This window comes from Rahnella sp. CJA17(1/100), from assembly GCF_963881615.1.
GTDB classification, from domain to species: domain Bacteria; phylum Pseudomonadota; class Gammaproteobacteria; order Enterobacterales; family Enterobacteriaceae; genus Rahnella; species Rahnella aceris.
Window position 1 is genome coordinate 1 of sequence record NZ_CAWOJA010000024.1, and the last position, 11,570, is coordinate 11,570.

10 protein-coding genes and 4 pseudogenes are annotated in these 11,570 nt (G+C 45.0%); 9 read left to right on the forward strand and 5 right to left on the reverse strand.

Translation table 11 applies throughout. The annotated features are described in order from the left end of the window. Positions 1 to 1,137: 1,137 nt before the first annotated feature. Together AACU55_RS13985 and AACU55_RS13990 are read left to right on the forward strand one after the other, a co-directional pair. A pseudogene (locus AACU55_RS13985) lies at positions 1,138 to 1,278 on the forward strand (ISNCY family transposase); the annotation flags it as partial. Between the two features lie 59 nt (positions 1,279 to 1,337). Next, positions 1,338 to 2,129 carry a tetratricopeptide repeat protein gene (locus AACU55_RS13990; protein WP_134707075.1) on the forward strand — a complete coding sequence of 264 codons (792 nt, stop codon included), beginning with the start codon at positions 1,338 to 1,340 and terminating at the stop codon, positions 2,127 to 2,129. 40 nt (positions 2,130 to 2,169) lie between these two features. Here AACU55_RS13990 and AACU55_RS13995 read toward each other — a convergent pair whose 3' ends face one another. Then, positions 2,170 to 2,412, reverse strand: a complete 243-nt coding sequence (locus AACU55_RS13995) for a macro domain-containing protein (RefSeq protein WP_256369603.1) — start codon at positions 2,410 to 2,412, stop codon at positions 2,170 to 2,172. On the opposite strand from AACU55_RS13995, the pseudogene AACU55_RS14000 reads away from it, so the two are divergent. Continuing rightward, positions 2,411 to 2,695: pseudogene (locus AACU55_RS14000) on the forward strand (transposase); the annotation flags it as partial. The gene AACU55_RS13995 and the pseudogene AACU55_RS14000 overlap by 2 nt on opposite strands. A 203-nt stretch (positions 2,696 to 2,898) precedes the next feature. On the opposite strand, the pseudogene AACU55_RS14005 reads toward AACU55_RS14000, so the two are convergent. Together AACU55_RS14005 and AACU55_RS14010 are read right to left on the reverse strand one after the other, a co-directional pair. After that, positions 2,899 to 3,164 (reverse strand): annotated as a pseudogene (locus AACU55_RS14005) (type II toxin-antitoxin system RelE/ParE family toxin). 2 nt (positions 3,165 to 3,166) lie between these two features. Then, the gene (locus AACU55_RS14010; RefSeq protein WP_167686178.1) at positions 3,167 to 3,424 is read right to left on the reverse strand and encodes a type II toxin-antitoxin system RelB/DinJ family antitoxin; all 258 of its coding nucleotides are present in this window, start codon (positions 3,422 to 3,424) and stop codon (positions 3,167 to 3,169) included. A 334-nt stretch (positions 3,425 to 3,758) separates the two neighbouring features. Between AACU55_RS14010 and AACU55_RS14015 the strand changes: the two genes are divergently transcribed. The 4 genes from AACU55_RS14015 to AACU55_RS14030 all read left to right on the forward strand — a co-directional run bounded on the left by AACU55_RS14015 (position 3,759) and on the right by AACU55_RS14030 (position 6,926). Then, a complete protein-coding gene (locus AACU55_RS14015) occupies positions 3,759 to 4,295 on the forward strand; it encodes a GNAT family N-acetyltransferase (protein WP_134707076.1) in 537 nt (178 codons plus the stop codon). 381 nt (positions 4,296 to 4,676) lie between these two features. Next, a complete protein-coding gene (locus AACU55_RS14020; protein ID WP_134707077.1) occupies positions 4,677 to 5,111 on the forward strand; it encodes a VOC family protein in 435 nt (144 codons plus the stop codon). 266 nt (positions 5,112 to 5,377) lie between these two features. Then, positions 5,378 to 6,286, forward strand: coding sequence for a LysR family transcriptional regulator (locus AACU55_RS14025; protein ID WP_134707078.1), 909 nt, complete (start codon positions 5,378 to 5,380; stop codon positions 6,284 to 6,286). Positions 6,287 to 6,419: 133 nt separating this feature from the next. Further along, entirely contained in the window at positions 6,420 to 6,926 is a 507-nt protein-coding gene (locus AACU55_RS14030) for an SRPBCC domain-containing protein (RefSeq protein WP_134707079.1), read from the forward strand. Positions 6,927 to 7,100: 174 nt separating this feature from the next. Here AACU55_RS14030 and AACU55_RS14035 read toward each other — a convergent pair whose 3' ends face one another. Then, positions 7,101 to 8,327, reverse strand: a complete 1,227-nt coding sequence (locus AACU55_RS14035) for an IS110 family transposase (protein ID WP_134707080.1) — start codon at positions 8,325 to 8,327, stop codon at positions 7,101 to 7,103. 522 nt (positions 8,328 to 8,849) lie between these two features. On the opposite strand from AACU55_RS14035, the gene pagP reads away from it, so the two are divergent. Both pagP and AACU55_RS14045 read left to right on the forward strand, forming a co-directional pair. Then, a complete protein-coding gene (gene pagP / locus AACU55_RS14040) occupies positions 8,850 to 9,425 on the forward strand; it encodes a lipid IV(A) palmitoyltransferase PagP (protein ID WP_134707081.1) in 576 nt (191 codons plus the stop codon). Between the two features lie 336 nt (positions 9,426 to 9,761). Then, positions 9,762 to 9,878: pseudogene (locus tag AACU55_RS14045) on the forward strand (IS3 family transposase); the annotation flags it as partial. Positions 9,879 to 10,007: 129 nt separating this feature from the next. Here the strand turns inward: AACU55_RS14045 and AACU55_RS14050 are convergent. Next, positions 10,008 to 11,222 (reverse strand): alpha/beta hydrolase family protein, encoded by a 1,215-nt coding sequence (locus AACU55_RS14050; RefSeq protein WP_134707082.1) that lies wholly within the window; start codon positions 11,220 to 11,222, stop codon positions 10,008 to 10,010. Positions 11,223 to 11,570: the final 348 nt, after the last annotated feature.

Genomic DNA, 11,570 nt, shown 5'->3' on the forward strand with positions numbered 1-11,570 from the left:
GGGGGCAGTAAGATTGATAATACCGAGAGCTTGTGAAAGTTCCATTTAAAAAGGGTCCATGATGAGCATGAACCCTTTTTACACGAGCCACCGGATCGGTCAACTGATCCTTAAACGATCGGCATTACGCATAAGCGGCCCCTTGTTTACCTTGCATTGCTGTTGAGCATGTAGCCGGTATCTGCCAGCACATCTGCGGTTCAGGGGCATACCATGTCGATTGTAGTCAGTTTCTTATACCGCCAGAACAAAATCACTGAACGAAGTACTGATTCTCGAACATCGCTAAAAAAATGAAACGACATTCTTTTATCCGGTATAATACATATAACAAAAAACAACTTAAAATGGTGCTATATGTATAATTATGAATGGATTTTCTTTGATAAAAATGGCGAGAAACTTCCAGTAGTGAAGACATCTGATAATCGCATTTATGCTGCGGGCGATGTAAAAACTCACAATGGGAAAAGCTATGAAATTGTTCACAGGATCATCGATCGCGTGAACAAAGATAGTGACCTCCAAATAGCCGTCGAAGTTTAGCATTTACCATTACGCTGGTGTGAAGAATCTCGATGTTCATCCCTGCCAGCAACTATAGAAACCGCAGGGCAACAGGCATTCTATTTCTCCAAAATCGGCATCAAGGCAGGAGTCAACATACTCTCCACTCTCTCGTTGTCAAAATTACACGCAGACAATTTCACTGAAAATCCAGTATTTCCTTTCAAAAAAAACGACAAAAATAAAATTAAAAGTAGCTATCACCAATACGTGGTATTGGCTGGAAAAGCACTTTTTTTATAAAAAAACGGCCATATAATTATGGCCGTTACATCCATGTAATCCATTATTAATAAATAGATTTACCCCCTTTATTTAGGCCGACGCTCGGCCTTTTTTTTATGCTATTACCGCTCGAATCCACGACAATTTTATCCCCCACGCACCCCAGCCTTTTCCACCAGTTCGAGTAAAAAATGATTTTATGCCCGTCCGGGCGCTTTCATTACAGCATTCGTAAACCGCTTTCGGGCGGTTTTTTGGGTACACGTAAGTCACTCGCATTGAACATAACACCTGGAGCACGCATGACAGGTGTTAGAACCATTAAGTAATGTCACTTTTTATCCAGAGCAGGGAAGCGAAGGCAAACGGGAGAGAAGCAAGAAATCTCCCAGCCGTAAGGCTCAGGTGCGTATTCAGGAACAGCTCCGCGCTATCAATCCCGTTCTGGCAGACACGAGCTTGTTTGTGACAAGTTCAAAGCGGTAGAATCGACCATCAGTGCTGCAAAGTGCAGGGTTACGGTGAGCCCCAAAAGGATAACTGAGATGATTAAATTCCCGACAAAAAAGCGCGTCGATTTATATAAAAATGCCGTCAGCTCTGAGCAATTACAGCTGGATCTGGCTACGGCTCAAGAGTTTATGTACGATGCCTGGGAAACTGATGACCTGGAAGCTGCGCTTAAACTCATTAGAAAAGCTATCAAGAAATCCCCGCTCTGTGCTGACGCATACTCCTTCTACTACGAGATATTTGAAGAGCCCCCTGAGTCAAAGATCCAAAATCTAGAAACGGCTTTGTATGCAGCCAACATTGCTCTTGGCAAAGATTTTCAGGAGTTCGCAGGCCGTTTCTGGGGATTTGTTGAAACGCGCCCATATATGAGAGCAAAAGCAGCTTTGGCTGAAGCTTTGTGGGAGTCCGGTAATTTCTATCCAGCAATGGCTAATTACCGCGAAATGCTTAAGCTCAACCCGAATGATAACCAGGGGATTCGTCATTTACTAACGAGTTATTACCTTGAACTGGAAATGGTGGATGATCTGGCTTTGATACTGGCTGATTATTCAGAAGATATGCGCCCGTGTCTTCAGTATACACGCGCCCTCCTCGCTTACAGACAGTCATCCCCGGAGGCCGAAGAGATCGCTAAAGCTGCGATTGATTCAAATAGACACATTCCCAGTTTGTTATCAAAGTGCCGTTTACAGCCTAAGTCTAACAGTGGATATATTACGTTAGGTGAATTAGATGAAGCCATTGATTACGTGAATAATAATATAAAACCTTGGATTCGTACCCCTGGTGCAATTGAATGGATTTTCAAGCTCATCTAAATGATGAAGGCCATCACTTAGACCTTCATCATTAATTCAGCTACAAGCCATTCCTTGCTGTTTTTAATTCTAAAAAGTTGACTTTATCTATCTTCCCTTCATGTATCATGATTGTTAATCTCGCTGGATGTTTAAATCGCATCTCGCTTATCCTAAAAGTCCAAAGCATTATCTTTAATAAATCTTGTTCATCGATAATTTTGTGGCCTTTTATTCTTGCAAGTCCAGAACCAAAGATTGGTACAGAAACACTTTTTTGAGCATAGACTCTATTAACTTTTATCCCGCCGCGAACTCGGGCGGGTTACTGGGCGGCGGAGTATGCGGACAGAAATCAGGCGCTGGCCAGGCAGAGGCTTACCGGGAGCAATGCTTACTGGAAATGGCACACGGCTTATAACCGGCGGTCGGTGGCCGAAACGGCGATGTACCGGGTTAAACAACTGTTCGGTGGGCACCTGACGCTGCGTGACTACGATGCGCAGGCTGGTGAGGCTATGGCCATGATCCGTGCCTTGAACAAAATGACGCGTGCAGGGATGCCAGAAAGTGTGCGGATTGCCTGAGGAAGTTAGTGACGGGAGGCGCTTTTATCTAAATCCTATTTATTCAACAAAGCCCATCGGTTCTAAACGTGGTTTTTCGTATCATTGGACCTCAAACCCCTGTATCTAATCCTGGGGGCAAGTCAGGATAACTTTATATGTCATGAGTACTTTATTGATGTTTTTCTGGATTATATTCAGAATTTCTATTTGTTAATTTAAAGTTAAAATAATTCAGAATGACTTCCCACACGATACAGTCTTAGTTCTGAATCTGTACGTTGGTAAATCAAGAGTAAGTCAGGCATTCCATGGCATTCTAGGTAGCCTATATAGTTTCCAATTAGTGGATGCTCTCTATATTTTTCTGGTAAAGGCTCACCTGTTTGAAGAAGCGCAATCGTTTCTAAGATGACCTTTTGCGCTTTCTTATTGTTTCCATAACGTTTTGCGTCTTTTTAAACCGGCTCTGATAAACAATAGTCAGCATTATTACCAGCCAAGATCATGTTTAAGTTCATCAACCGTATCGACGCGCGTCACCTCGATATTATTTTCTAAGTCGCGAATAGCTTGTAAGGTTTCCTGGTTCGGCTGAAGCAGGTCTCTCGGCAGCTCACCGTTCACTGCTAACCGGTTTACCACCATGCGGATCACGGTAGACAGATCTAAACCAAGCGCTTTTGCGTTAACCATCGCGGCGGCTTTCAAAGCCGGCGATACTCTTGCACGAACAACGGTATCAGTCATATTACCCTCCATATTTAGTCAATTTATTGTAGCCACAACGTAGCCACAAATCAAGCTTCATACTTTTTAGTTTTATGCGCGCAGCGCATAGAAGGGGTCAGTTTGGATATCGAAAATTATCGTACCTCTGAGCTGTGGTAGAGCTTGACCACTTTGACAGGAAGCTTTGAGCGAGAAACGGACATAGCGACATTCGGATCTGTAAGCTAGCGTCGAAATCATTGCCAACAACTCTGTCTGGTAATTGACGGTAAGGTGCTGCGAACCTGCTTTTCCCTAACTATAAAAACAGATATATAACTAACCTAGTGAACACATTATTTAGGAAATTGTTTTGCAACTACAACTCACCAGACTGCATCTTCGCCCCGTAACTACATCTGACTTGGATGACCTTTTCAGAATTTATGGCGACCCGGCTACGAACACCTTTAACCCCGCAGGGCCATATCCTGACATGCAGCATGCACAAACTGTTTTAGCTCGCTGGATCAACCACTGGGAAACTCACAGTTTTGGAAACTGGGCAATATCTTTGCAGGATAGCCCTGAAAGGATCATTGGTTTTGGAGGTCTGAGCATCAGCAGTTATGCAGATATCTTAATTAATAACTTAGGATATCGTTTCGCCACAGAGGCATGGGGAAAAGGTCTGGCGACAGAGTTTTCGAAATACTCTGTCAGATATGGATTCGGTGAGTTAAAGCTGACTGAGGTATCTGCCGTAGTTAGAGGAAACCACATGGCATCGCAGAAAGTTCTTCAAAAAGCCGGGTTGCAATACGTAAAAGAGATCCATGATGTGAAAGACGCGCCGCCTAGCCTGCTTTTTTCTCTTACACAGTGTGAATGGCTCAGACAATCAATGTGAGCGTATTTACTCTAAATCATGGATAGCTAAACTGAAGCTAAAGAAGCGCCCTAAGGCGCTTTGGAAAATTAGTTGTTCTGTTACAAGTCCCAGCGATTTCCAAAGAGATCCTCGAATACAACCACCCGTTTTGGGATCTGCCCTTCACTCGGAATCACCATATAACTCGCTATGAATGTCCGCTACTGGACTGTGAGTTCAACCGATGGATGCAACACACTGATTGAACCGCTCTGAGCGATGAGCGGAAGTCCGCTAATGCTGACCCGAATATGGTCCAGAGTGAAAAGAATAATACAGGTTTAATGGTATAATTAAGGGTCAGTTCATTTTTGAAAACGGATAAATGCCAGTCTATACGACTGACAGAGGAAGTTTCCCATGGAAAATTATCGGTTACATCGTGGCAGGCTTATCGACCATATCCAACTTGTAGTAAACAACTTCGAAACAAGCAAAGCGTTTTACGCAGCTGTACTGTCTGTTCTGGAGATCCCTGTAATAAATACAGACGACGATTATATCTGGGCAGATGAACTTGTCATTTCTTCAGTAAAAAGTCCAGCATCTGCAGGTGAGTTGACAGGGCGACATCATCTGGCTTTTCAGGCCAGGAATCGTGAAACGGTGGATGCTTTTTACCATGTGGCACTCTCTCATGGTGGGCGAGACAATGGAGCGCCTGGCGAAAGAACCTACCATCCAGGTTACTACGCGGCTTTTGTGCTCGATCCTGATGGTAACAACATCGAGGCTGTTTACCATGGAGAGGCAGAGCGCATTACGCAGTCTGTGGAGATTAGCTTCAGTCTTTGAGTCACTCATGTAAGTATGCAACCCTGGCGGATAATACAATCTGTCAGGTTCGAACCATACCTTTCTCGATATCCGCTTTTGGCACTGAACTGTCCTCGTCGTAACTCTTTGTCAGCTCCGGGCGAAGAGCGGACTTATCTGTACAAGGGTTACCATCCAGAAATGAAAGATCACCCAAAAGGAAAACACTCGTAAACCTTCTAGACAACCTTTTACCGAGCATTTAGCCTAAATTAAAATTTTTATATCTGTCAGGCTACTTCATTATGAAAAATGATATCAGAACCCTCGACCTTAACCTTCTTAAGGCCCTTGATGCGTTACTGGATGAGGGAAGCGTGACTCGGGCTGCGCAGCGCCTCTCCCTGACGCAGCCTGCCGTCAGTGGCATGCTTATTCGCTTGCGTGATTATTTTGGCGATCCACTCTTTGTTCGCACCAGTCACGGTATGGTCCCCACACTGCGGGCAAACGAACTTTCTATGCCGGTAAAACAAATCCTCACCGATATCGCTATCCTGCTGAAACCAAGGCAATTTGATCCCATGACAGCGGAACTGACTTATACCATCGTCGCAACGGACTATGCACTTAAGGCAGTTGTCGTTCCGTTGATGGCTGAGCTGAAACAACGTGCACCGTATATTAAAATCGCCGTGCGGCCTGTGGACAATGAGCGAATGTATCAGCAGTTGTCTCTGGGTGAAGTTGATCTGGCTTTGATAACACCGCAAACAACCCCCGAAGACCTGCACGGAAGAGCGCTCTATGAAGAAGATTATGTCTGCGTAGCACGAAGTCATCATCCTCTGGCAGCAAGTTCGGAAATGACGCTCGAACAATTTTGCAAACAGCAACATATCCTAGTGTCTTCAGAAGGTAACTTCACCGGTGTTACAGATGAAGCACTATCTAAGCTCAGTCTGACACGAAGAGTAGGCATGTCGGTTAATAGTTTTCAGGTGATACCTGATATATTGCGAGTGACTGATATGATTGCAGTTGTACCTCACCGTATGGTCCTGACTAACAAAGATCTCATCATTCTCCCTTTGCCCCTGAAAGTACCTGGATTTACCAAGAGCATGGCCTGGCATGAACGAACCCATCGTGACCCAAGTCATCAGTGGGTCCGTGCTTTATGCGCAGAAGTAAGCCAACATCCTGGAGCCTGATATAATTTATCTTATTAAGATTATAAGTTATAACAATTCGTCTTATAACTTCATTGCGCCAATAATCACTGTCATCTTGTTGCTGCCGTAACGGCGCACACAGTGCAATTAACTATCGTAATTGGAGAAATTTATGAACGCGATTAACTGGCCAGAAGGCTTTGTTCCAGGTTTTACCGATAACTTTGTTTCTAATGAAATGATCATCTCAGGTCTGAACGTCAATGATGTCTGGCCGTTCCTGAGTCAGCCATTGTTATGGCCGGAATACTATAAAAATTCCGCCGATGTGCGCTTTTATGACAACAAAGGTCCAGAACTGGAAAATGGGGTATGCTTCTACTTCAGCACATTTGGTTTCCCAGTTGAAGCTAAGGTTGTGGAGTTTGTTCCACCTGCTGAAGGTAAACCTGCTCGTCTGGCATGGCACGGATGGTCCGGTGAAGAAGATACCGCTCAACGACTTGATGTTCATCACGCGTGGCTGCTGGAGGATCTTTCCGGTCACAGGGTCCGTATCCTAACGCAGGAAACACAGAACGGAGTCCCGGCAAAAGATCTGGCAAATACCCGCCCGAACCCAATGCTTAATGGTCATCAGGAATGGCTTGACGGCCTGATTCGAGCAGCAAAGAAATAATTAACCGCTTTCCACAGTCATATCACTGAGGTTGCACTTCCCCGCAGCCTCAAGAATGTTTGCCCCTTTGCTATTGCACTTGATCACAGGTAAATCCTGTAACCCCCTCTAAGTGACACCGCGCGGCCGTATCTGAAATGTCCGCTTCACGCCCTGAGACATTCGACAAGCTTTTTACGGCGCCAGTAAGGGTGATTTTCGCGCTTCCAGTGCCAGCAAATATTTCGCTTCGTCGTACCGGATTTTGGTCTTCCAGCAGCGGTAAATGATCCTTATCCATTTAAACGTCAGAGCCCGGATAGCTGATTGATGCGATTTCCCTTTTTCCCGCTGGCCCTGGTAATAAAGTCTGGCCCAGTATGATGAGTTGACCGTCTTGGCAGTCCATTCCACGAATGTCTGTCGGACGAACTTCGCACATTGCCAACGCCAGTGCCCCCAGGATTTCTGACCACTTCGCTCAGTTACTGGCGCAATGCCAGCGTAGTTTTGTATTTCTTCTGCACTGTTGAAGCGGTTGCGGTTATCACCCAATGCTGCAAGCATTCGCGGCCCCATGCCCGGCAGTGATTTGAACAGGTCTGCATCCGGAAGCGTATCGAATAAGGATTCGATTCGTTCGTCGTAGGTTCTTATAAGATCACCTACCAGTTTGATTTGCGATGCAAGTGCTGTTGCCATTAGCGCGTTCGCCTCGATGACACTTTTATCGGTAGTCAGGGGAATAGCGCTGGCAATGCTTGCAACCCGCTGCTCTGTATACGCAACAGCAGAGCCACCTTTAGCATTCATAAAGTGACGGATAGTATCGCTTCGGGCCCGTTTTAGTTGTTGCAGACTGGGCCAGCGGATTATTAGCTCGCAGAACAGTGAGCTGTCCCGATGTGAGAACCATTCCAGGGGCTGAGGATAATACTGCTTAAGCGTGTTGATGAGCCGGTTCACAAAGCGGCGTTTGTCTTCGACCAGCAGTCGACGCTGCTCAACTAACTGTTGAAGTAACCGGATATCCGCGTTATCGGGTTCAATGGCTTTTACTTTCTGGGGATAGCGTAGCATCAGCTCTAACGCTAACTCAGCATCCTGCGGATCATCCTTCGCACCGCTTGGCCAGAAGGTCTCCCGATAGCGGGCCAGTGACAACGCGTGCACAGGAAAGACAGTGACAAACGGGTATTTCTGAAGAGCATACACCACCGGACCTTTCTTTAGCTCAAGGGCGATCGCGATCCTACCTTTGACTTTCTGGTGCAACTCGTTTAGCCAGATATCAAGCGCTTCCGGAGTATGTTTAATCACATGGAATATGCGCTCACCGTTTTTAAACTGAACGCAGACATCGTGCTTTTTATCCGCCCAGTCCAGACCAACATGAGCAGCAAACTGATCTATCGCGGTCATCACCAACTCCTTTTGATCGGGGATTGGTATGCATTCCACGTTCTTCGAAAGAAATATAGTCAGCAGTTTATCTGCACGCCCTGAGTATTCGTTAGCGAACGTGGAGCACCTACTGGCTCGAAAGCAAAGCGGCAATCATCAAATCACATGATTCTGGCACAATATTCGTAACCAGTAAGCGCATACCCTGAATCACTTAAAAGTGTAACTCTCAGGGTGCGAATGACTATATCTGGCACAGAGCGGACCTGCGCGCTGCACGATCCGCTTTGAGCGAAATGCGGACATGCGGGAGCATGGGCTATGTATGAAAGTTAATGATGATAAATACCATTTTCCAAAGGGGGACCATCAACAGTAACCCCCGTGATACTGTAAGTATCTCGCATACCCTTCACTGTATATTACAGTACTTCCAATTAGCCCAAGTCGGTGCAGAAAATTTGTCTGCTGATATTTGCAAAGCCTGTTTTTTGTTCCCAAACTGAATGAACACTAGGGGACTTTTTTAAGGATAAAACTATGCAACATTGTCTGCGGGTAGCCTGGGGAATTCTGCTTATTTTCGCCTTTTCGGTTCAGGCCGAAATGAAGATATATGGCGAGCAGCGCGTCAGCGGCTGGTGGAACTGGTTAAAAAACGATGTCTCGCAGACCTGGAAAGAGCCGCAGAACTATGATCTGTACCTGCCTTTCCTGAGCTGGCACAACCGCTTTATGTACGATAAAGAGAAAACCGATAACTATAATGAAATGCCGTGGGGAGGAGGTTTTGGCGTTTCCAGATATAACGAAGAGGGTAACTGGAGTTCGCTTTACGCCATGATGTTTAAGGATTCGCATAACGAGTGGCAACCGATTATTGGCTACGGCTGGGAGAAGGGCTGGTATATTGATAGCCGCCGCGATTTTCGCCTTGGCCTTGGCGTCACCGCAGGGATTACCGCCCGTGCTGACTTCGCCAACTACCTGCCACTGCCGATTATTTTGCCGCTCTTCTCCGCCAGCTATCGCCGTCTGAGCGTGCAGTTCACCTACATTCCCGGCACCTACAATAACGGCAACGTGCTGTTCGCGTGGCTGCGCTACGGTTTTTAAATGCAGTGGTGCAAAGTCCTTAAATGGTGATGGCATGAGATTGACGAAAACCTGTATCAGGCATGGTGCCGGCTATTCCCCTTTCTTGTAAGTGCCTCAAAGTGTGGAAAAAATTTCTCTTGCAAACATTGGTGTTCATTCTGGTGGTCTTGACAGCAATGAGATTCGGGTTTCGCTTGCATATTAACCAGTTTCTGGTAAACGCAACCCCAGTCAGAAGAGTCAGATTTACAAGGCAAATCGTTGCCTATGATTATATCCTGCTGTCCATTCTTTCGATTTCTTTTTCATAAAGCTGAGCAAATAAACAACCACCATAAAAATACATAATACCAGAGAGACATGGCCCGGGCGGATATCTCCGATTTCATTGAAGTGTTCTACAACCGAACCCGACGTCACAGTCATCTTGGTGGTGTCAGCCCTGAGGCCTTCGAAAAGGCCTCACCGTGAGGACAGAAAATGTCTGCCGGAACGAGGCACTCCATAAATGACTCTGAGGTGTCTGCTAAACCCGTGGCGATTCATTACCTCTGACAATACAGTATCAGAGGTAATGGGCTGAATAAAAAAGGAGTTAATCTACTGTTTAGTATCAAACCAGCTTTTCCAGAGTGGCACAGCAGTAGCAAAAGTGCCCCTATGCGTCGTTTTCCCGGTAGATATAGCCTCGACTAAAGTATTCCCCTCCCCCATGGACTGGGCATATGTCATTGCCATTTTACCTACCCCTATTGTTATCGCTTCGTCCGTTTCTCCGTAGTAGTTGTGGACAGGAGAGGCGATCACCCAGCGATAGGCCTGCGCAGAACTAATCAGACGACCATAGGCAGAATTTGCAAAATATTGGGGATTGAAATATTCAGGACGAATTAATTTATGTAAATCAGATGTAATTTCCGCTGGATTAAAAGGTTGACGGTCATAGGCTTTTTTCGCTACATCATAATACTCATCGGTAATAACAGAGTGTGCTAAACCTGGAATACCGTAGTAGTTTTCATAAGCAAAAGCCGAGAGTATCACAATACTATTTAACCAATCGGCATCAAATTTTCGCGGAAAGGTAAGAAATCCATTCATGAGGGCAAAAACGTCAAGAGGAGCGCTGGCCGTTGCTGTAGCTTGCACTTTTATCCCTGTAGCTTCAAGCTTTTCAAGCAGGGCCATGGTGACAAAACCACCTTGTGACCACCCTGCCAGAAAAAGAGAAGGATTTGAAACTCCCATTTGCGCCAGGATCTGCCGCGATGAATTAATCATGTCGTATGTTGCTTGTTGATGACTGCCTTTTACCATATAACCTTCGGGTTCATTGGAGACTCCCAGGCCAAAATAATCAGCACCAATAACGACATAACCCTGTGAGGCAAATTGCGCTATCATCAATTGTGTCTCAGGAGACTCTTCAGGAAAAGAAGGAACTTGGTGTTTGCCATAAACGGTCCCATGTTGATATGAAACCATTGGAAAAGATTTACCTGCGGTATCAGGAATGGCAAGCAGACCTGAGGTCATTGTAGGTTTATTGGCACGTTCTGGAATTATTGAAGGATATATCACGCGATAGAGTTTGACGGCATTTTTAGCTTTTGTGTATTTCACATCAACACCTGAAAATGCAGGTGTATCAACAGTTAATATTTTATTCAAACGATCAACATCCCAGCGGGCGATGAGCTCGTAGCTTATCCCATTGGAAACTTCAACCTGTTTTTGTGTTGTATCTTGTGCAAAAGCCGAAATACCCCAGCACGCCAGCACCATATAAAATAAATAATTAAATACTCTTAACATTTCAATCCCCTAATTATTTTTAAATAATTTTCATATCATGGAAAATGATTATTACAGAAAAAATGTAAAGCTCAGAAGAAAAGATATGTACGCTAAAGTGAGACCGCCTTAAAAGTAATAAAAAAGACGGGCTAGCTTTTTTTTACAATAACACTCGTTTTTTTAAATGCAATACCGTCAAGCAGGTAAATTTTATCCTATAAGGAGAGCCTGAGAATTATATTCTATATCAGTTAGTTAGAATCTCAATCCCTCTCTTCTTCCATCGGTTGCCACATCCAGACTAAGTCTCTTAATGATGAAAATTGTTTTTATTAATGAGCCATAAATATCTTTAACTCACATGAG

What these genes read in the sequence shown, in the direction of transcription:
- AACU55_RS14035 (WP_134707080.1), bottom strand. Translation starts at nt 8,327, where the DNA reads ATGACCGCGATAGATCAGTTTGCTGCTCATGTTGGTCTGGACTGGGCG.
- AACU55_RS14025 (WP_134707078.1), top strand. Translation starts at nt 5,378, where the DNA reads ATGAAAAATGATATCAGAACCCTCGACCTTAACCTTCTTAAGGCCCTT.
- AACU55_RS14020 (WP_134707077.1), top strand. Translation starts at nt 4,677, where the DNA reads ATGGAAAATTATCGGTTACATCGTGGCAGGCTTATCGACCATATCCAA.
- AACU55_RS14010 (WP_167686178.1), bottom strand. Translation starts at nt 3,424, where the DNA reads ATGACTGATACCGTTGTTCGTGCAAGAGTATCGCCGGCTTTGAAAGCC.
- AACU55_RS13990 (WP_134707075.1), top strand. Translation starts at nt 1,338, where the DNA reads ATGATTAAATTCCCGACAAAAAAGCGCGTCGATTTATATAAAAATGCC.
- AACU55_RS14050 (WP_134707082.1), bottom strand. Translation starts at nt 11,222, where the DNA reads ATGTTAAGAGTATTTAATTATTTATTTTATATGGTGCTGGCGTGCTGG.
- AACU55_RS14030 (WP_134707079.1), top strand. Translation starts at nt 6,420, where the DNA reads ATGAACGCGATTAACTGGCCAGAAGGCTTTGTTCCAGGTTTTACCGAT.
- pagP (WP_134707081.1), top strand. Translation starts at nt 8,850, where the DNA reads ATGCAACATTGTCTGCGGGTAGCCTGGGGAATTCTGCTTATTTTCGCC.